This is a genomic window from Lysinibacillus sp. 10T31 (genome assembly GCF_056394365.1).
Window position 1 is genome coordinate 19,608 of sequence record NZ_JBFTHS010000029.1, and the last position, 20,847, is coordinate 40,454.

Genomic DNA, 20,847 nt, shown 5'->3' on the forward strand with positions numbered 1-20,847 from the left:
AACAGCGACTATTGTAAAAGAATATTCAATTGCTCCAAAGAGGACATTACACACTAACTAACAATTGAAGGTGCAGTTTATGTAAGTAATTCGTCATTTTTTCATACGTGTTCACTATATTGTTGTTATTCTGAGAATGATTAGTTGAATCAAATAATTATTAATTTTCTTTACCCTGTACCTCAGCATAATGGTTTATACTTAATATAAGATGAATTATGAATCCTTACCAAAAAATGATGTGCGATTATCATGCTATTGAAACTTTTAGAGACTAAAAATAATAAGTAAAGGTGGCAAAATGATGGGAAACTGTTGTGATAGTAGCCATAAAAAAAATATAAATGAAAACGCTATTGTATGTCCTTCTTGCAAAAATAAAGCTAAAAATGTGCAGCTAATAACAATTAAATCAATGATGAAACCATCTGTATTAGGATCTATAAATGCTATGGAAAATCACTATTTTTGTTCTACTAATGATTGTCATGTCGTTTATTTTGATACCAGTTATAAGGAGTACCTTCTATCTGATATAAAGGTTGCCGTACATCAAAAGGATGACTCATTAAGTACACCGGTTTGTTACTGTTTTGATTGGACTAAAGAAAAAATTAAACAATATGTTGAAAATGAACTTTCGCCTAATCCATTAGAACATATTCGTGCAAATATAAAAGAAAACCGTTGTGGCTGCGAGATAAACAATCCTCAAGGTAGTTGTTGTTTAGGGAATGTTACGAAATATATTAAAGGTCTAGCTTAACCATCTTTCTTTAGTGGAATAAGTTGTAAGTCGCTTGTCCTAAAACCCTTAGTAAAAAGGGCTTTTAGGACATTTTTAAATCATTGTATAGCCGGCTCATTGGCGCGGAAAGCGCCCAGCGTCGGGTTGATTTCATTTCATCTTCCTCTTTCAATGTTTCTATTACTGATTTATTTGTTAATTTTTACCCTTTTTGTTCAGTCTGAACGTTTTTCCAATAAGTGTTTGGTCCATTACATATTAATGTTGCATTTTTCGGCACCTGTTTCATTATAAGAAGAAGATTTAGTAAATCAACTGACGATCCCAATGAATTTAGTATGATCAGGAACTTTATTGTCGTTGTTAAGAGTCCAAATGAACTTAAAATTAGTGGAAAAATTATTGAAAGTATCAAAAAAGGAGCAATCGTAATGATTATATATCTTGATTTTGAAATCTCTTCTTCTGTAATGACAAAACCCCCGAACAGAGTAAGCCCTACAGAAGTTTTTTCTGATTTCATAAAATTAGGAATGAACATCAAATGAAGTAATTCGTGAATGATTAATAGTAAGACGATCCCCAAAATAACGCTTAAGTTAATGGTTATTGATATTCCACCAGATGTAAATCCGAAATCTCTCAAAGAAATACTAGAAAAAATATTTATTACCCCAATAGAAATCATTGAAGCGACAATCATTAAAGGGATAGATAACAATATAGCACTAGTTAAATTTTTAGGTTCTTTCATCGGAATCCAGCCATTGTTAATTAAATCTACATGTAAATTCGGGTTACTTTTTGGCAATTTGTTTAGTATTTTCATTTAACTCCTCCATTTAATCCAAGAACTTTACAATCTATTGATTCTTAATTATTTCGCTTAATTTAAAAATGCCTTCCTTTATTTCATCGAGTGAAGCATAGCCATAGGAGATTCGTATAAACTGGCCAGACTTTTCAGCATAAATACTACCGGGATTTAGAAGAATATTTTTGGATAAGGATTTTTCAAATAGCCTTTTCACTTTAAATTCAGGTTTTATTTTAACCCATATGAACAATCCACCTTTTGGGATGTCCCATGTAGCGTAAGGACTTAAATATTTGTCCATTGCATCTAATGCAACTTTTCTACGAATCTTTAGTTGTTCTCTTACTTTATGAAGGTGATCCTCATAGCAATTACTAGATAGCCACTCTGCTGCAACAAGCTGGGAAAGGGTACTTGATCCATAATCGGATTGCATTTTTAAATCTGCTAATCGATTAATGACTGACTCCGAGCCGACTATCCAGCCAATTCGTAATCCTGGACTAAGGGTTTTTGATAAACTCCCAACATATAAAACATTTCCGTAATGGTCCATTGCTTTCAGTGGTATAGGTGGTGGGTTATCAATCCATAAATCACGGTACACATCATCTTCTATAACTGGCAGCTGCTCTCTTTCACAGTATGCAATTAATTTCTCTCGTCTACCTTCTTGCATTAAAGCGCCTGTTGGATTGTGGAAGGTTGGAATCGTATATAATATATTCTTCCCTTTTTCCTTTGTTGGATAAATTGAATCGATGATAATCCCCTCATTGTCCATCGCTAATCCTTGCAACTCCATCCCCGCAGACTCAAAAACAGTCAACGAGTAAAGATAAGACGGCATTTCTAACAATACAGTTGAACCTCTTTTTAGGAGTCCGATCGAAATTAAATGTAAAGCTTGGAGCGCACCAGAAACAACGAGAATGGACGACGGAGACGCTTCGACCCCTCTCACCTTTAAATAGTCACTAATGGCTTGTCGTAATTTTATATTTCCTTTTGGCTCTTCATAGCCAAACGAGGTTAATTGATTCGATACCTTTTGAACAATGAATTTCATCTCTTCTAAAGGGAACATCTCTGGTGATAACTCCCCTTTACTCAGTTGAATAAGATTCGTATTCGATTCCGCTTCGTTAATCTCCTGAACCATAGAAACGCTAGGTTTATGAATGCCTAAAGTGACATTTTCATTCCAGTTCGATAAGGATTTTGCCCCCATTAAAGTCCACGTATTATTAGTGACGACTGTTCCCTTCCCGGCTTTACCTTCAATTAGTCCTTCTGCGATAAGTTCGTCTAGTGCTGTTATGACTGTACTACGATTAACCTCAAACTGTTTTGCCAAATTACGTTGACTTGGTATGGGACTTCCGATTGCCCACTCCCCTGTAGCAATTTTTTCTTTTATAAAATCAATAATCCATTGATATTTTGGTTTTTTCATATGTACTCTCTTTTCTAAACTGGTTGGTTTTTTTCATTTTAACCTGTTGGAGAAATTTTACCAAAATCCTATTAATATTGAAAACATAAATTTAATTGGTTGGATAACGAGGTGTATTCATGTTAAAAACATTAGATCTTAAGATTATTTCTGCTCATTTCATAACAATCATTTTATGGGCATCGGCTTTTCCAGGAATTCGAGTGGCATTGACAGCCTATTCACCTGAACATATATCACTTTTACGATTATTAGTCGGCTCATTCGTCTTAATAATCATAGCAGTTATTACAAAAACTCCTTTGCCTGAGTTAAAAGATATCCCCATTATTTTATTACTTGGCTTTTTAGGTTTCACTGTTTATCAAGTAGCACTAAATTATGGAGAGCAAACGATTAGTGCTGGGGTTGCAAGTTTACTTGTTTCCACAACTCCGATATTCACTGCTTTGTTAGCTGTATTCTTTTATCGTGAGAAGCTTGGATTATGGGCATGGCTTGGTTCACTGCTTAGCTTTTCTGGTGTAGCATTTATTACAGTAGGAGGTTCAACTGAAGGTTTTTCTTTTAATACGGGGATTATTATCGTTTTAATAGCATCCCTTTCAGAAAGTATTTACTTTGTTTTTCAACATCGTTATCTAGAAAAATACGGCGCTATTCCCTTTACGATGTACGCCATTTGGTCAGGTACTATTTTTATGTTACTATTCTCACCTGGCCTAAGTGAAGCAATAATGGATGCCCCGTTAAATGCAACATTAGTCATTTTGTATCTTGGAATTTTTCCAACAATCATTCCTTATTTTACACTAGCTTATGTTACTTCGCGAACAGGGGCAGCTGAAGCAACAAGTACGCTTTATTTAACCTCTGTTTTTGCATTTCTTATCGCATGGATTTGGCTTGGTGAGGTTCCACATTTTTCAGCTGTAACAGGTGGCTTGATTACTTTAATAGGTGTATTTATTGCAAACATAAAGAAAGAAGATATTATTAAAGAAAATAACGATGCTCAGAGCTTGAACTAACTGTTTCGATTGCAAAATTGCTCCATTGTCATTTTTTAAGAAGCATTTTCAATTGGGGAATCCAAGCGTGAGGCTTTGAAGATTGGAACAAACAATATTCATAAAAAAAACAAATGGCCAATACAATATTAGATACTCAAAACTTTGTAAAATGGTGCCGAAGTAAGCATGGAGTAAAGTCAATCAATGAATTGAATGAAATACATTATGTGTCCTATTGCTTATTTGAATGAGAAGAACCACATAAATAAAAAACTCGGACGTTTAAAACGTCTGAGTTTGATTAAGAAACTATATTTTCTATTTCTTTATTGCCTTAATAAATTGAGCGAAAATCTCGATTATTATTTTACCAACCATTACAGTTACAGGTAAAAAAATCAAAGTATATATTATTCCCCATATAACCCTACCTTCAAAATTAATACCTTGTAAGCTTCCTCCAATAATGATGTCACAAATAATACTACCAACAGTTCCACTAATTAAACTTATCGTTAAGGCACTTATAAAACTAACCTTCCACATCTTTTTATTACTTAATTTCGAATGATCATAGAAATATGCTCCTAAAACTCCAAAAATAGTTATCATTGGTACTGATAAAGTATAGTAAAGCCATTTATCCGTTGAAAAACTCATAACACCTCCAACAAACAATTTGACTATAAATAGAATTACAAAAGATATGACAACAGAAATCAATAATCCAAAAACTGATCCTATTAAAACAAGGCCCCTTTTTTCATTTTATACTCCCTTTTAACAAAATTTCATGTTTTTAGGAAAGGAAATGATAGACTAAAAATAAAAATACCTTTATAAGTTGATTATTAAAATAGCCCTTGAAGGTTGTGACTCCTTAAAGTTAGAGTTTTTATTATGTGAACAAGGAGGAAACTACGATGAGGTATATGCGTTTTTATATTGGATTAGTAATATTTTTAATTTTTGCATGTGGACTATTTTTTTATTTGATTAATGATACTTATGTAGAAGGTGTCTATCAAATTGGGAAAGAAAATAGGACAGAAGAAAAAGGGGATATTTTCCTTATGTTAGATGGTCATAAATTAGCTGTACCTGAAAGATTCTATGATGTAATTAAATGGGAAGAAAATTACGAATATCGTGTAGGATATGTTTATAAAGTTTTTTCAAAAAATAATGGAGATGTTGTAATGTTAAAAAAATATGGTTATTCACCATAAGTTCTATATAGTAATGAAAAAACAACCTCAATTATTGAGGTTGTTTTTTGAAAGATCGTAATTTATGAATTTTATTCAATTTTGGCATTAGGGGTACTTCTACTAAAAAAACTCACTTGAAATAAAAATTCATCGCGTTTTGATAAAGAATTTTTTCCGTAGACATTGAATCAAACAATTCTCGAATTAGTTCAATATCTGCATAAGCAAACGGTCTTCTTGCTCGTGTTGACGGCAAATCTGTACCGAACATTAACGCCTCTGGATTAACAGCATGAATTGATTTCAAAGCTTGTTCTACATCGAGCTCTACACGACCAAAACCAGTCGCCTTTACTCGTACACCTTTTTCTACTAGGCGCAACAAATGAGGTAAGCCTTCCTCAGATAACCCTAAATGATCAATTGAAATCGCCGGTAATTTTTCAATAGTTGGTGCAATTTCAGATAAATCTTTTGCGTCGATATATAATTCACTATGCCAACCAGTTAAATCATAAACACGTCTTGCAAAGTAATCGAGCTTCGTTAAATCCTCGGAACCACCACGCTTCACATTGAATCGTAGTGCTCGCACACCTTTTTTATGTAAGTCCATAATCTTATCATCTGTTACTGAAAATGGTAGCTGTGTAACACCACAAAATGCAGATCCCATTTTCTCTAAAGCATTCAATAAATAAGCTTGGTCAAAACCTTGAAAAGAACCTGATACAATTGCACCACCGACGATATTATAAGTCGCTGTTTCTTTTTGGTAATCCTCTACAACATAGCTAGGTGGTACATATCCTTGATTTTCAGTAATAGGAAAATCAAAATCAATAATGTGAAAATGTGCATCAAAAATTCTCACCTTTCCCGCCTCCTTTCTTTTACGTTATCAAATTAAGAGTATAAAGTAAATTTATGATGTTTTATTCAAATACATAAGTTTTCCTTATCATCAGCCCATTCGAATCTTCAAAGTCTTACAAAAATCCCCTCAGTATCACAAATATAGTGAGCCAAAATGAAAGTCAGATATCATTTAACTACATTAAAATTAAGTACCTTATAAGAGATACTTTAAAGCATTACTTCCAGATGTAATTAACGCTAGCAAACCCGCAACCAGTATCCATATTGCATAGGGACTCTCTTCTTGTCCTCTCTTGCTTATCCAAAATAATATCATGCTAATTAATAATAAAACCACACCCAAAACTGCACCTGTAATAATGCCTATAGTCATTCCCATTTCTTGTCGCCTTCTTTCTTTACATTTTTTATTGTAAACACCAATATTAATTACTAAAACTCTTCTATTTCGATAGTCTTTTGATTCTGCTTAACTTTACTACAAATTACATTGCATCTACATTTTCAATATTACGAATACCTATGTACGCAATTATTACTCCAACTGCTGCAAGTCCTAATTGCAGTGGAATGAAGGTTACTAATGATATTTCTGGGTTATAAGCACAAGCAATTGCCACCACAAGTAAAGATGAACCAATTGTAGCCGGAACTGAATGGTTACGCATCCCAAAATACAATGGAATTAAGCTTGTTCCTGTTGCGGCAATAGCAAAAGGAACTATGTTTATGACTTCTCCAATAAACTGGCTTGCAGTTATTGTAAATGGTACGATAGGAAAATAAATATTAATGATCGAAAAAAGACCAGCTACAACGATATTTGACAACATCATAGTCATTAAGGTTAAAAAAGCGATCAAGGCCAGTTTACTAGCAATCAATTTCTTACGACTAACCGGATAAGTGAACATAATCAAAATTGTTCTGTTTTTATACTCTTCAATAACTAATTTTGCAATTAATACAGAGGCAAACACAATAAACGTTGCCCTCACACTTGCACCAATCAGTACATAAACATCTTCATATGTTGAAATGGGTATATCCCCTTCTCTTTGTGCTATATAAATTACGAAACACACTACTGCAGTTATAATGATGTTTGCAATAATTGCACCTTTTACATACCAACCTAAATTGAATTTCTTCATTTCCAGCTTAAGTAAATGTAGCATAGAACCATCTCTCCTTATTGCATGATAATATAAACAATACTCATTATGTTGAATATTGGTAGACCATAACTATTCTTGTATTCTTCAATTAATAAACGTAATAAAATAACAGCTAAAATAATTGTCAATATTGTTTTGAAAAGAATAGTCAATAATGGCATTTGTCCTGTATAATCTGAAAAAATCAGTCCACTTACAACTTTAAATCCAAACGGGACAAGGTTAACCGGAAGATAGGTTGCCACAATAAAAATTATTATTCCTGTTAAATATTTAGATAAATGATATTTTTTCCATCCTAGTTCCATCAGTTTAAGCATGGATTCTCTCTCCGTTCGTTTATTCATGAAATACTCCTCTAAAGAGCTATGTTTTTTTCATAAATTGAAATCCTTTCAGTAATCTTGATCCAAAAAAGCAATATAATTTCACCATTCTCCATACATGTTTACACCGAAACGACCCCTTTCATGTACTTTATTGTACGAATCGATCATCTCTTTTTTCTTACTCATTCCTTACAAATTTATTAATTGTAATTCTCTCGTAGGGATTATCTACAAAATAAACTGCACCCCAAATTTGGGATGCAGTTCAAAATAACTTGTTGGTTTTTATTGTTACGATTCGTCAACACAAAAAAGCTAGGCTCACAAAAAATTTGTGAATACCTAGCCTTCTTTATGCGTGTTCATTTGTTAACCATGACATTACTATATTACCATATAATCCTAATTATTGAAATCTTTTTTTATGCATTTTTGTAAATCCGATATACGAATGCTTAATAAAGAGCTTTGATAAATATTATTCACTCTTCATATGTTTGACTTCTTCGACCATACTCGATAGTTTCATGAGTGTTTTCCAATTACGGACAGTTGCTGGAATCTCAAGCTTTATTAGGTTATTACCGAGTTTGGAGTTTCGAATGCTGTCATAAAATAAAAGATACACATCTCTACCATCAATGACACTAAGCTCTTTTTCGTTTGCATAGGATAAAAACTTGTCACTATTAACCTTTAAAGGAGCTGCCGGCAACAAAGCAACATGCAAGCATTCCCCCTTACATGATTGCTCCGCTTCTGAAATCTCCTGATCAGAAAAAGGGGATTGACTAACGATCTGCTGTATTTCCTCTGCTGTCCTTATGACAACAACACTAGATACCCCAAAATCCTCTTTAATTTTATCGTGAATTTTCGTTTGCAAAAGCTCCTCAGTTTCGTCTGATTCAAAAAGAATATTTCCACTTTGGATATAAGTCTTCACATTATGTAATCCTAATTGCTCTAGAGAACTTCTTAAATCCGCCATGATTATTTTATTATGCCCGCCTACATTAATTCCTCTAAGAAATGCAATATATATGGTCATACTATCCCGCCTTTCTACTTACAATTTATTTACTAAACATTACTATCCAAGGCTCTTCCTCTAGAAAATCAAAAATAATTTCAAAAAAGAAAGACACCCATAAATATGAGTGCCCTATACATTTTTTCTTATCTATACGAATCATGTGTAGGTTGAAACAAGTCTTCTTCTGAATTTCTAACAACTGAAAAGTGTTCGACATTGTAATGACCATGAAGTGTATGATTATGATGCTTTATAATTTGTTCTGCACTTAAAACATCACTGTCCACTGTTGAATGACCATCACCCACTAACGTGACATCCAAACCACTTATAGTCGCAGTTCTTACGGCACTATCGATACAGTGCTGCGTCGAGCATCCCATTACAACAACATGATTAATTTCTTGAGATTGCAAATGATTTAGCAGTTCAGTCCCATGGAAACAATTCGTTGCTTTTTTATCGAAAATCATTACTTCCTTAGGTACACGAATGCCATTATGAATATCAAACCCAGTCCCTTTACCTTCCGCAACATCGAGATCCCTTACAAAGACAACTGGTACATCGGATTTTCTTGCTTTGTCAATGACTAAATTGATATTTCTAATTAGATGTTCTTTATTAAAAACTGCTTTTTCTTTCTCATTGCCATCCATTAATTCTTGCTGAGCATCAATAATAAGTAGTGCTTGATTCAAAAAACTTTCCCCTTTCGATTTGAGGAAACGCTATATAATTTTTTAGTTAGACGATTTCCCCTTTTTGTTTATCACGGCGCTAACATAATTTTTGTTCATAATATCTACCCCCTAAATGAAATTGTCATTTAAGACTTATTAATTTTATCACATTTTCCACGAAAGGTAATACTAGGTAAATTGGAACATTTCAAGCTCATTACCAAAACATGTGGTGATAAGCCACATTTCATTACTTTTTGACACTATTACAATGCTCAAGTATGTAAGTCATACATTGAATAGTGTCATCAATGCGTTGTTTTTTCGAATTACAATAGCGTATATTGGAACCTTCTCGAATACTGATGGCTTCGTTAATAATATTGTGAAATCTTTCTGGTAAATGATGCATTGCATATTTACAAGCATCTACTTTCGAAACAATATCTTGTTCTTGCAGTGTGTAAAATTGCCGTAAAATCCCTGTAACTGACCACTCTACTTCTAAATCAACTAATTTATTTGGTATCAAAAATGCTTTATATTTTTTAATTTTTTTCAATCTACTTGACCAATAACTGTTCATATTTTCTAAAACATAATCACTAAGCACTCTTTCATCTACACGAAAGCTATACGTAGCTAAATCCGGTCCTAAAATGGTTATCCCTTTATTTTTTAAAATCCACCAAGTAATTGGGTTAATATTATCATTACTCCAACTAGTTTTACCTTCGTTTACGTTTAAACAACCTTTTACCTCACTCTGCTTCTTACCAATATCCTCAACAAGTAAATAACATCCATCCATTCCTGTATCCTTGTATTTTCGATTTAATTCTTTGTGAAGATCGGATATTATTTTTGCATCTTCTTCGGTTAAGGATCTATTGACAACTGCAATAAAGTCAATATCACTAGAACCGTCTATGTAAGCGTTAAGCGCTATTGAACCATGTAAATAGAACCCTTCAAGCGTATTCGGTATTTTATTTTGAAATAGGGTTATATATTCATTTAGAATTTTTCGAACTTGAATAGGAACTCTAGAATCCATAAAAACTCTCCTTTTAACCAAATAATACTTATATTACCAAAATACCGATTATATTTTCCATTATTGATAATCATAGGTTCATTACCGAAGCTAAGAGATAAAATTTGTTGAAACGTATACCATGTATTAAGTTGATTGGAGTGGAGACTGGGCGACTCCTTGGGGATTAGCGTCACAGATGAGACCCTGGAGCGAGCAGCGCGAGTGAAGCGGCTCATCGGACGCCCCCAGGAAGCTCTGCTCTGTGCGAAAGCGAAGCGTCAGCAACAAATGTTTTATCTGCGCGAAAGCGAAGCGTCAGCGGCAAAGCGCCCAGTCGGAACGGAAATCAACCCTACATTATGATGAAGATCCAATAATGTACTGATCCTGTTATATTTTTAATGAAATGTAAATTTGAATCCACTCTGTTTTTGTATTGGAGTATCTTTTAAAAATTCATTGGGTATTCTAGGGATTAGATAAGGAGTGGGAGAATTTGTACACAGGTTATTTACAAGTAGTTGTTCAAACGATTATTAGTTTTTTTGTTCTTCTGACACTTACGAGGTTTCTAGGTAAAAAACAACTAAGTCACTTAACCTTCTTTAACTACGTAACTGGTATTACAATTGGTTCAATGGCTGCCAATATGGTAGTTTTAAAAACAATTGTATACACTAAATTTTTAGTAAGCTTAATCGTTTGGTGTGCGCTTACTACTTTAATTAGTTACATCGCTCTAAAATCCGGAAAAGCAAGAACATTACTTGATGGACAACCGACAATCGTTATTAAAAAAGGGAAAATAGATAGAAAAGCTTTAGCAAACACTAAAATTAATATTGATGATCTAACAATGATGATTAGACAGTATCAAGTTTTTTCAATTACAGAAATTGACTATGCTATATTAGAACCAAATGGCATGCTTAGTATTTTGAAAAAGCCTGAATTTCAAGGCACGCAAAGGATAGATTTAAAAATCTTTCCTTCACCTCCTTCTTTTATACCCATTGAAATTATCACAGATGGTAAGCTATTAACAAAAAATTTCCTGGAAGTTGGAAAAAGCAGAGAATGGTTAGATAACGAATTAAAAAAGGAAAATATACAATCAATCGAAGAAGTTTTCTATGCAGAAATTCAACCGAACGGTAAAATATTTATCCAAAAATTTGATTAAGTAGATTTCTTTATCTAGTTGTTTCTCGGCACCTCGAATTTGACAAAAAAAGTTTTTTATGCAATAATTTACTTTTAATCAATTTATTTGTACAATAGGATTCTCCTGGCCAGGGGAATCCTATTTTTTTTTGAAGGAGTGTATTTGCATGAACAAAGATGAATCCAGTTTAACTTCATTAATCTCAGCTTTTAGTAGAGCCTATCATAGTCAATTCGATACACCTAAAATTTTTGATGACTACCTAGCTAAAGAATTGATCACACAACAAGAGTTCAATGACATTCAAACAAATATGGTTCAAGGTATCCAGTTTTTCAACAAAGAAATCGCAGTAAAACTAAATGGACAAACTGAAGAGCTATTAAAATGGATTGTGCAAACTCAACTCTCCCCTACACCCTTGGCACGTGCAGCATATTGTGAAAAAGTTTTACTGAATGAAGTTTTGCTAGGTTTACAGCAATACGTCATTCTCGGAGCAGGGTTAGATACATTTAGCTTAAGACACCCGGAACTTGAAAACATTTTGGAAATCTTTGAAATTGATCACCCTGCAACACAGGAATTTAAAAAGAAAAGATTAGCTGAAGTTAATTTAAAGCTTCCAATTAATGTACATTTCGTTTCGATGGATTTCACAAAAAAGTTTTCATATCAAAATCTAATGGATATCGGCTTTGACAATAAAAAAACTTTCTTTAGTCTACTAGGTGTTTCCTATTATTTAACGAAAGATGAAATTTCAAGTTTAATTGATCATTTGTTTGCCAATGTACCAACAGGAAGTTCGATAGTGTTGGACTATGCAGATGAAAAACTATTTAAAGAACAAGGAATTTCAAACCGAGTAGATAACATGGTGAAAATGGCTGCTGCAAGTGGTGAACCGATGAAATCGTGTTTCACTTATAAAGAAATGGAAAAAATGTTAGAAAACTCAAACCTACTTATTTATGAACATCTGTCGCCATATACAATTAATGAGCTTTATTTTGACAATCGAAAAGATTATCTAACAGCTTTTGAAACGATTCATTACGTTCATGCTGTAAAAAAATAATTTAAGTTTGGAGGAATCAAATGAAACTTTATCAATTGTCTAAAGAGAATGGGAAAAACATAACTCAGTTTGAGTCAAACTTTATTATGTCTCGCATTATTAACACAGAAGTACCAGCTAGTATCGGGTGCATGTATTTAGAAGAAAACGGTGTTATTGGCTATCATCAAGCAGTGGTTCCCCAGCTACTCTTAATTTTAGAAGGCGAAGGATATGTAAGAAATGAACAGGAGCAATATTATCAAGTCCAGCCTGGAGACGCAGTTTTTGGGAAAAGGATGAATGGCATGAAACTAAAACGGATAAAGGATTAACTGGTATCGTGATAGAATCTGAACAATTAAATCCCGCAGCTTTTATGCCTTTAAAATAACTAATATTATCAATTATGCCTCGGCATAATTGTAGCTGTCGCTTCACTTTCGCATAGATAAACAATGCGTCTGGAATCGGTTTTGTGCTTTGTCCTGCAGATGTTTTTTGTGCGAAAGCGCAGTGCTAATGTAGCGGCAGCAACATGATGCAGGTCAGTTAGCCGTTATCGCATGGATGCGATGATTTTAGGCTAACATCCTTTATTAACTCCTTTCCGATTCCGTGACATCCGCCGGAGGCTTTAGGCCAACAAATGTTTTCTGTGCGAAAGCGTAGTGTTAACGCAGCGGCAGCAACACGAAGTTGGTCACTCAGTCGTTGCCACAGGACGTGGCGTTCTTAGACTGAGCTCCTCTATTTCAGCGGGTGTCCAAACACCCGCTGAAAGAAGTTAAACTATTTCTCAGGCAATTAACTATGCAAGAATAACATCGTATCATATCTTAGTAATGTAAGATTGTTTTAGTCTTACACCTCCGAAGCTTTGTTACTAAGGGTCACTTATAATAATAAGTGGCCCTCTATAAATTTTCTGTTCAAGAAATAGTGTTTCTATATAGTTAAATTGACAATTTCTAGAGTATTTCCATTCGATCATACAAGATAAAATTTCGTCTCTCCTTCTATATAATTTACTAACTCCAAAATAATTGTCTGGGAAATTTAGTGGAATCAGAATAAATATTGCTTCTACTTCTTTCAATATTGGTTTACTCTTCACCCTTATATTTCTCTATAAATGTAGGACTCAGCTCACTCCACACATCGAATTTATTTCCTTCTAAATCGTGAAAAATAAAATTTCTTCCAGCATGCCCCCTATTTTCAACTTCTCCAACCCTAATTCCTTTCTCTTTAAAAATTTTATGAATAGTCTCTAATGCACTTAATCCATCAACCTCAAAGGTAATCGAAAATTGTTCTTTGCCGTAGCAATCAATGAAATTTGAGCTTTGATTGTTCATTGATCTAACAAGAAAAATACTTTGATTGGCAAAATTAAGAATAGCTTTATCGGTATCTACGTAACTTCCGCGAGTATTCCTCTCTCTTCCGCGTGTATTTGCTCTCTCTTCCGCGAGTATTTCTCTCTCTTCCGCGAGTATTCCTCTCTCCTTCCGCGAGTATTCTTGCTCCGTGCGAGTATTCCTCTCTCTTCCGCGAGTATTTACTCTCCTTCCGCGAGTATTTACTCTCCTTCCGCGAGTATTCCTCTCTCTTCCGCGAGTATTCGCTCTCCTTCCGCGAGTATTCCTCTCTCTTCCGCGAGTATTTACTCTCCTTTCGCGAGTATTCATCTAACTACACTCTGCTCCCAACTTACTTACATACCACTCACATGACAGTTCTACATTGCTGACTGGAATATATGTAGTTCCTATTCTAATTAATGTTTCACTCATCCCATCGCCCTCTCTAGAGTCTTTACTGAAATATTCTATTTTTAGCTTTTATATCCGTTCAGACCAAATCTACAATTTCTACACTCCTCACAACCGCTATATGGCTGGGTCTGCAAAGTAACGCAGAAAATGACCAGACTCAAATTCGAGTTCTGGTCATTTGAATTTTTACGTTTCAATTATTATTCACTATACTTGAATGTTTTTAAGGAAATGATAAGTGTCAAAGCTAGGCATCCCAATAAAAGGAGTAAAGATTCTCCCCATATACTAAAGTTATTTAGAAACGCGGCTTTAATTCCATTTAAAAACCATTCAAATGGATTTACTAGACTAATGTATTGAATAAGGTTTGGCGCTTTTTCCATTGTAAAAAATGCATTACTACAAAATATTAGTGGTATCATCAGTACATTTGCTGTCATACTTAAATGTCCCTCGTTTTTCACGAGACTTGAAATAAAAAAGCTTAAAAAAACAAAACTTAATGAAGCTATTAAAATAATCGGTGTCATATACAAGAGGATATTAAAAGAAAAATTTAGTTGATTGATAACGATAGCAAATAAAAGCACGATATAAGATAAAATAATCGCTACTATAGCCCATGCACTAGAAATACTGACGATATATTTCCATAAAGGCATTGGTGTCGTGTGAAGTAAATTATAAACGCCTCTTTTTCTTTGCGATAACGCTATAAAAGCAGTGGTCATAAATGAATAAAAAAATACACTAACGGCAATGATTCCTTCTACATAATTTTCTGCATAGCTCGGTAAAAATATCTTTAATGCAATGATTGCAGCAAACGGCATTAATATTGACCAAAAGAGTAAATACATATCCTTTATGCTAGATTTCAAATTTAATACGAAAATAGCCTTCATCTTCTCGCTCCTCACTTCGTTAATTCAAAAAATAATTCTTCTAAATTTTGCGTTTGATAGTGCTCCATTAAACCATTGGTTGAGCCATTTGCCATTATTTTTCCGTGATGCATTATCAACACTCTGTCAGCAACATTCATTACTTCTAACATATCGTGGGAAGAAAATAACACGGCAACCCCGCTATCTTTCATACGTTTAATGATCTGTTGAATTTCTCGTTGTCCTCTAGGATCCAATCCAGCAGAAGGTTCATCCAAAATCACAAGTTTGGGATTATGCAAAGTTGTCACGATAATGGCTAGGCGTTTTTGCTGTCCTAATGACAGTTTGATAGCTGGTGTTTTTTTGACCTGCAATAAATCAAAAGCGACTAGTTTTTCTTCAATTTCATTTTTTGTCAGCGAAATTCCATAGAATGCCCCAAATAATTTCACATTATCCTCTACAGAATAACCTTCGAAAAAAGGGGTTGATTGAAGCTGCGTACCTATTTCCTTTTTGTAATCAGATGTCCAGTATTCAATCGTTCCACTGTCTTGAGGAATAATACCAAGTAGCATTCCGATTGTTGTTGTTTTCCCAGCACCATTTGTGCCCACTAAAGCTACTATCTCACCTTCTTTAATATCAACGTTTATATGATCAACGACACACCTAGCTTTATAATTTTTCGTTATTTGGCTAGCACTAATTAGCTTTTTCATATATTCTCCCCTTACTTAATATTGTATATTCAACGTTGAATATACAATTATTTTTTAACTCCCTCATTCGAGAGAGTCATTTTTTTTCATAATTTCAATAGCTTGATGGACAAATTTTGATTGTACTTGAACAATTTCAAGCATATTATCAAATGCTAGTTGTGTTAATGCTGGTAGTTCTCCTTGCATAGCAAGCAATTTCGCCTCATAGCCAGCATTGATCGCCTTTTCTTCTTGTTCCAAAATTATTTTCTGTTTTTCTAATGCTTCCACCGCTCTAGTTTTTGGCAGTTTAAATGCAAAAGAGACACCAGAATATAAAGTTGTAGGATAAACTACAGAAGATTTTTCAAGAGCCTCTATAATTAATTCTTGCTCATGCTCCCTGCCCTTTTCTGTAATTTGGTAAATTGCTTTTTGTCTATGACCCGTGGATTCAATGCTAGCCACCTCTATATAGCCATCTTTTTCAAGTTTCTTCAAAGCATTATAGATCGAGCCGATTAGCACACCACCCCATCGTTCAGCGTCGCTTAATTCAAGCATTACTTTAATATCATAGCCAGTCATTGGTTTTAGCCCCAACATAGCAAGAACTAATAGTCTTGTCATAATAATCACCTTTTTATATTCAACGTTGAATAAATTGAATATAACTGTTCTGCATTTTTTTGTCAATAGGCCGGCCTTTTAATTATTTATATGCTAAAAAATCATTATTCAAAAAAAACAAAATACATCATAATAAAGTTTTTTATGATAAGATGGATAATATTGCACTATCAAAGGGCATATACCAATTCCGGCTGTAGCAAAATTTATTTTGCTACAGTCTTTTTCTTTTACTGAATGAAGTAAAATATATCCATCATAGAAAGTAAGAAATGGGGCATGCACACTTGCATTCCCCATTTTCTAATTATCTTTTTTGCAATTTAATTTAAAGATTCACTAAGATTATTGCTAACTGGCCAGGCGTTTTGTAAAAATTCATTAAACGTTAGTATATTCGGTTCATTTGAGCGAACTTTTAAATTAATGGCTGATGTAATGATAGATTCTGAAACTTGTTGGAGGATGCTGATCGAGCCATCCTGTATTTCATTCTCAATAGCATTTTGACCTAATATCGCATAGCCTGTTCCGTTCAACACGGCACGCTTTATCATCTCATCACTTCCACCAACCACAATAGTGGACTGAGGTTGAAATTCTTCTTTTTTGAAGTATTGTTCTATGATATTACTGAAACTACAATGATAGTCATAGGAGATAAAGGTATCTTCACTTAGAATTTCTTGAAAACTTCTTTCTTTACTAATTCCAGAAGAAGCAACTAAATAAGCCTTTTCCTCTTCTAAAAAAGTTTTACTAATATCAATATCATTACACTCATTCGCAATGATAGCAATATCCGCTACGTGGTCTCTTACACTTTTAATAGCATGTATACTATTTAGTGGTAGAAGACTTATTTTCACAGTCGGGTAGATTTCCAAATAAGCTTTTACAATCGGTGAAAGATGTTGAGTACAATAATATTCTGAGGCAGCAATAGTCAGAATGCCAGACGGTCCATGTAGCTCTTCCATGTCTTTTTCTATCTTATCTATAAGAATAAATAAGTTATCGACATGGTCTTTTAGCTTTTTTCCAGCGGCTGTTAGAAGTGTCTTTTTACCAACTCTTGTTAATAGAGTGTGCTTCAGTTCTTTTTCTAAAGATTGTATTTGTAGCGTAATAGTTGGCTGTGTATACCCTAATCTTTTGGCAGCCTTTGTGATATTTAATTCTTCTGCGACCACTTGAAAGGTTTTCAAATTCCTTAGTTCCATTTAATCACCGTCTACTTTCCCCTAATTCCTACATATTAAATCTGTATTTCTATTATAAAGTAATAATTACCCTTCTTCCATTTAAGAAATTATGAGTGTTATGCAAGGTCGAATTAGATGTTTTTATTTCTATCCTTCTTTATCAACTATTTTTCAACTATTAAAATTTCTTATGATAGGCATTTGACGTTTTTTCTGAATTAAGAGAAAATTCTTTCAACACCAATGAAATGGGGATGAGTTTATGATTGATTGGAAAAACATTAACGAAGAAGGTCTATTAGCACCCACAATGGCTAAGGATTTTCCGAATCTGCAGGTAGTAAAATCTGAGGGATTATTTTATATAGGAGTAGACGGTAGAAAATATCTAGACTTTACTTCTGGTATTGCTACAGAAAATACAGGACATAGACATCCAAAGGTAATTACAGCTATTAAAGATCAAGTAGATCGTTTAGTTCATGGTCCTATCGGTATTATTAATTACGATTCAATTATTCTATTAGCTAAGAAATTGAGAGAGATTTTACCAGAGCCATTAGATTGTTTTTTCTTTGGAAATAGCGGAGCAGAAGCAATCGAAGGTGCAGTAAAATTAGCAAGACATGTAACCAAGAGACCTTACGTTGTTTCTTTCCTTGGAGGATTCCATGGAAGAACGATGGGAGCCTTAAGTCTTACTACATCAAAAAGTAAATACAGAAGGAATTTACCGGTTGGAGCAAACATGACATATCAATTACCATATGCTCATTTAACGGAAACACCAGAAGGTTTAAACCACGATGAATATTGGTCAGAACATGTTGAAAAAGATTTTGAACGTTTATTTAATCATCAAGTGTCTCCAGATGAAGTGGCAGCTGTTATTTTAGAACCTGTTCTAGGAGAAGGCGGTTATGTGATCCCTCCAAAAGCATGGTTACAAAAAATAAGAGAAATCTGTGATCGAAACGGAATTTTATTAATCTTTGATGAAGTTCAGACTGGTTTTGGTCGAACTGGTGACTGGTTTGCAGCAAATCGATTCGGTGTAACACCAGATATCATGGCGATTGCAAAGGGAATTGCAAGTGGCTTACCCCTTAGCGCAACAGTAGCTTCCAGGGAATTAATGGAACAATGGACAATTGGTAGTCATAGTACTACATTTGGCGGAAATCCTGTCGCATGTGCAGCCGCATGCGCTACAATAGATGTTTTAGAAGAAGAAGGTTTAGTGGAAAATGCTAGAATATTAGGTGACTATGCATTAAATAAATTAATACACTTAAAAGAAAAACATCATACGATTGGCAATGTTCGTGGAATTGGTTTGATGCTAGGAATTGAAATTATTCATCCTGAAAACCGAGAACCAAATGGTAAGGGTTTAATGAACATCCTGGAGAAGTGTCTGGACAAAGGGGTTATTTACTATTTGAGCGGTAATAAGGGAGAGGTAATTCGAATGATGCCTCCATTAAATATAGATAAAGAACATTTAGACTTAGGAATTTCCTTGCTTGACGAAGCAATTACCGAATACGAATTAGAATTTAGTTTCGGGGGTGAATAAATGAATATACTGGATACTTTTGTTCTTCTTCTATATTTTGGTGTCTTAATGATTATCGGCATAATCGGAGTTAAAAAAGCGAAATCTGAAAAAGATTTTGTTCTCGCAGGAAGTCGTTTAGGGTACTACAGCCATGTCGGTTGTTTAGCAGCCGTTATTATCGGTGGTGCGGCTACTATGGGTTCCACGTCATTAGGTTATAATTACGGGGTTTCTGGTCTTTGGTTTGTTTCGATGATGGGCTTTGGTATAGCTGCCTTGGGTCTTTTCGTCGTTAATAAAATTGGCGGTTATGAGGTTTTTACTATTAGTCAGTTACTCGGAAAGCGCTTTGGAGAAGGAACTCAGCTTATCAGTGCTATTGTTACATCCATCTATACCCTTATGGTCGTAGTAACACAAGTAATTGGAATGGGAAATGTTATTCACGTATTACTGGGCTGGTCCCTTATTCCTTCTATGATTATTGGCGGAGGGATCGTGCTCTTTTATACAATCTTAGGTGGAATGTGGAGTATTACATTAACCGATATTATACAATTTATAGTAATGACTATCGGCGTATTTTTTATTATGTTCCCGTTTAGCGTAAACAGTGTCGGAGGATTAACTGCTCTATTTAGTAGTGTGCCAGAAGCGCATCTTAGCCTTACAAATATCGGCTGGGATCGTATCTTCCAATATTTTTTATTGTACTTCTTCGGTTTAATGGTTTCTCAAGACATCTGGCAGCGTGTATTTACAGCGAGAAATCAAAAAGTAGCGAAAAGAAGTGCCATATCGGCCGGTCTTTACAGTGTTTTCTATGGTTTAGTACTAAGTATTGTAGGTATGTGCGCACTTGTGCTACTTCCAAATTTAGGGGACTCTCAATCAGCATTTACTAGCCTTGCATTAGAAATTCTCCCACCAGGTTTGTTGGGGCTTGTTCTTGCTAGTGTTTGTTCTGCACTTATGTCAAATGCTTCAGGTGCTATTTTTGCCTCTGCGACCCTAATCACTAACGATATTATTAAGGTATACGTAAAAAAAGATATGACTGATAAAGATATCATCAATACATCGCGAATTGTCATACTTGGCTTAGGTGTGTTAGCAATCATTTTCTCAGTATGGATTCAAAATATACTAGTGGCATTAGATATGGCTTACGCAATTTTATCAGGTGCTATCTTCGTACCACTCATCATCGGTCTCTATTGGAAGCGTGTAACAAGTAAAGCTGCTTTCTATTCTATTATTGCTAGTTCATTAGTTATCTTTATTTCATTTATTATTTTTGGAATTACTTCTACATTACCGATTATTTATGGTTTAATTACTGGACTTGTCGTTATTGTTGGTTTCACACTTATTATTCCCGAAAATAACATTGAGGCGAACAAGGAAAATACGTCAATTTATAAGTAAATCTTTATAGAAGACAAACTCAAGAAAGCTG

Annotated in this window: 23 protein-coding genes and 1 pseudogene; 9 read left to right on the forward strand and 15 right to left on the reverse strand. The window is 34.2% G+C overall.

From position 1 onward, the window contains the following. Positions 1–304: 304 nt before the first annotated feature. Positions 305–766: a putative iron-sulfur cluster-binding metallochaperone gene (locus AC1DCY_RS17025; protein WP_477352029.1), complete on the forward strand. Its 462-nt coding sequence runs from the start codon at positions 305–307 to the stop codon at positions 764–766. Positions 767–950: 184 nt separating this feature from the next. On the opposite strand, the gene AC1DCY_RS17030 is transcribed toward AC1DCY_RS17025, so the two are convergent. Together AC1DCY_RS17030 and AC1DCY_RS17035 are read right to left on the reverse strand one after the other, a co-directional pair. Continuing rightward, positions 951–1,577: a DUF3267 domain-containing protein gene (locus AC1DCY_RS17030; RefSeq protein ID WP_477352031.1), complete on the reverse strand. Its 627-nt coding sequence runs from the start codon at positions 1,575–1,577 to the stop codon at positions 951–953. 34 nt (positions 1,578–1,611) lie between these two features. Further along, positions 1,612–3,021 carry an aminotransferase-like domain-containing protein gene (locus tag AC1DCY_RS17035; RefSeq protein WP_477352033.1) on the reverse strand — a complete coding sequence of 470 codons (1,410 nt, stop codon included), beginning with the start codon at positions 3,019–3,021 and terminating at the stop codon, positions 1,612–1,614. Positions 3,022–3,140: 119 nt separating this feature from the next. Here AC1DCY_RS17035 and AC1DCY_RS17040 point away from each other — a divergent pair, with 119 nt between their 5' ends. Further along, positions 3,141–4,052 (forward strand): DMT family transporter, encoded by a 912-nt coding sequence (locus AC1DCY_RS17040; RefSeq protein WP_477352035.1) that lies wholly within the window; start codon positions 3,141–3,143, stop codon positions 4,050–4,052. A gap of 300 nt (positions 4,053–4,352) precedes the next feature. Here the strand turns inward: AC1DCY_RS17040 and AC1DCY_RS17045 are convergent, their stop codons facing one another. Beyond that, positions 4,353–4,694, reverse strand: a complete 342-nt coding sequence (locus AC1DCY_RS17045; protein WP_477352037.1) for a hypothetical protein — start codon at positions 4,692–4,694, stop codon at positions 4,353–4,355. A gap of 263 nt (positions 4,695–4,957) precedes the next feature. On the opposite strand from AC1DCY_RS17045, the gene AC1DCY_RS17050 reads away from it, so the two are divergent. Continuing rightward, positions 4,958–5,263, forward strand: coding sequence for a hypothetical protein (locus AC1DCY_RS17050; RefSeq protein ID WP_477352039.1), 306 nt, complete (start codon positions 4,958–4,960; stop codon positions 5,261–5,263). A 112-nt stretch (positions 5,264–5,375) separates the two neighbouring features. Here AC1DCY_RS17050 and AC1DCY_RS17055 read toward each other — a convergent pair whose 3' ends face one another. From AC1DCY_RS17055 to AC1DCY_RS17085, 7 genes are all read right to left on the reverse strand, one after another. Further along, positions 5,376–6,119: an amidohydrolase family protein gene (locus AC1DCY_RS17055; RefSeq protein WP_477352040.1), complete on the reverse strand. Its 744-nt coding sequence runs from the start codon at positions 6,117–6,119 to the stop codon at positions 5,376–5,378. Between the two features lie 198 nt (positions 6,120–6,317). Beyond that, the gene (locus tag AC1DCY_RS17060) at positions 6,318–6,503 is read right to left on the reverse strand and encodes a hypothetical protein (protein WP_477352042.1); all 186 of its coding nucleotides are present in this window, start codon (positions 6,501–6,503) and stop codon (positions 6,318–6,320) included. A gap of 106 nt (positions 6,504–6,609) precedes the next feature. Further along, a complete protein-coding gene (locus AC1DCY_RS17065) occupies positions 6,610–7,302 on the reverse strand; it encodes an ABC transporter permease (RefSeq protein ID WP_477352044.1) in 693 nt (230 codons plus the stop codon). Between the two features lie 14 nt (positions 7,303–7,316). Then, on the reverse strand, positions 7,317–7,649 hold the full coding sequence (locus tag AC1DCY_RS17070; RefSeq protein WP_477352046.1) for a hypothetical protein: 333 nt from the start codon (positions 7,647–7,649) through the stop codon (positions 7,317–7,319). Positions 7,650–8,109: 460 nt separating this feature from the next. Further along, on the reverse strand, positions 8,110–8,682 hold the full coding sequence (locus AC1DCY_RS17075) for a DUF1697 domain-containing protein (RefSeq protein WP_477352048.1): 573 nt from the start codon (positions 8,680–8,682) through the stop codon (positions 8,110–8,112). Between the two features lie 128 nt (positions 8,683–8,810). After that, positions 8,811–9,368, reverse strand: a complete 558-nt coding sequence (locus AC1DCY_RS17080) for a cysteine hydrolase family protein (protein WP_477352050.1) — start codon at positions 9,366–9,368, stop codon at positions 8,811–8,813. Positions 9,369–9,600: 232 nt separating this feature from the next. After that, positions 9,601–10,407 carry an aminoglycoside adenylyltransferase domain-containing protein gene (locus tag AC1DCY_RS17085; protein WP_477352051.1) on the reverse strand — a complete coding sequence of 269 codons (807 nt, stop codon included), beginning with the start codon at positions 10,405–10,407 and terminating at the stop codon, positions 9,601–9,603. Between the two features lie 159 nt (positions 10,408–10,566). Between AC1DCY_RS17085 and AC1DCY_RS17090 the strand changes: the two genes are divergently transcribed. The 4 genes and pseudogenes from AC1DCY_RS17090 to AC1DCY_RS17105 all read left to right on the forward strand — a co-directional run bounded on the left by AC1DCY_RS17090 (position 10,567) and on the right by AC1DCY_RS17105 (position 13,008). Continuing rightward, positions 10,567–10,752: a hypothetical protein gene (locus tag AC1DCY_RS17090; protein ID WP_477352053.1), complete on the forward strand. Its 186-nt coding sequence runs from the start codon at positions 10,567–10,569 to the stop codon at positions 10,750–10,752. Between the two features lie 133 nt (positions 10,753–10,885). Continuing rightward, on the forward strand, positions 10,886–11,572 hold the full coding sequence (locus AC1DCY_RS17095) for a DUF421 domain-containing protein (protein ID WP_477352055.1): 687 nt from the start codon (positions 10,886–10,888) through the stop codon (positions 11,570–11,572). A 148-nt stretch (positions 11,573–11,720) separates the two neighbouring features. After that, positions 11,721–12,635: a class I SAM-dependent methyltransferase gene (locus AC1DCY_RS17100; RefSeq protein ID WP_477352057.1), complete on the forward strand. Its 915-nt coding sequence runs from the start codon at positions 11,721–11,723 to the stop codon at positions 12,633–12,635. A gap of 20 nt (positions 12,636–12,655) precedes the next feature. Continuing rightward, positions 12,656–13,008: pseudogene (locus AC1DCY_RS17105) on the forward strand (cupin domain-containing protein). Between the two features lie 712 nt (positions 13,009–13,720). Here AC1DCY_RS17105 and AC1DCY_RS17110 read toward each other — a convergent pair. From AC1DCY_RS17110 to AC1DCY_RS17130, 5 genes are all read right to left on the reverse strand, one after another. Beyond that, on the reverse strand, positions 13,721–14,095 hold the full coding sequence (locus tag AC1DCY_RS17110) for a VOC family protein (protein WP_477352120.1): 375 nt from the start codon (positions 14,093–14,095) through the stop codon (positions 13,721–13,723). A gap of 500 nt (positions 14,096–14,595) precedes the next feature. Beyond that, positions 14,596–15,303 (reverse strand): ABC transporter permease, encoded by a 708-nt coding sequence (locus tag AC1DCY_RS17115; RefSeq protein ID WP_477352059.1) that lies wholly within the window; start codon positions 15,301–15,303, stop codon positions 14,596–14,598. 11 nt (positions 15,304–15,314) lie between these two features. Further along, positions 15,315–16,010, reverse strand: coding sequence for an ABC transporter ATP-binding protein (locus tag AC1DCY_RS17120; protein ID WP_477352061.1), 696 nt, complete (start codon positions 16,008–16,010; stop codon positions 15,315–15,317). A gap of 63 nt (positions 16,011–16,073) precedes the next feature. Next, entirely contained in the window at positions 16,074–16,622 is a 549-nt protein-coding gene (locus AC1DCY_RS17125; RefSeq protein ID WP_477352063.1) for a PadR family transcriptional regulator, read from the reverse strand. 323 nt (positions 16,623–16,945) lie between these two features. Further along, the gene (locus AC1DCY_RS17130; protein WP_477352065.1) at positions 16,946–17,845 is read right to left on the reverse strand and encodes a LysR family transcriptional regulator; all 900 of its coding nucleotides are present in this window, start codon (positions 17,843–17,845) and stop codon (positions 16,946–16,948) included. A gap of 244 nt (positions 17,846–18,089) precedes the next feature. Here AC1DCY_RS17130 and AC1DCY_RS17135 point away from each other — a divergent pair, with 244 nt between their 5' ends. Both AC1DCY_RS17135 and AC1DCY_RS17140 read left to right on the forward strand, forming a co-directional pair. Then, a complete protein-coding gene (locus AC1DCY_RS17135) occupies positions 18,090–19,406 on the forward strand; it encodes an aspartate aminotransferase family protein (protein WP_477352067.1) in 1,317 nt (438 codons plus the stop codon). After that, complete coding sequence (locus tag AC1DCY_RS17140; RefSeq protein WP_477352069.1) at positions 19,407–20,816, forward strand: sodium:solute symporter family protein; 1,410 nt, start codon at positions 19,407–19,409, stop codon at positions 20,814–20,816. Positions 20,817–20,847 lie beyond the last annotated feature (31 nt).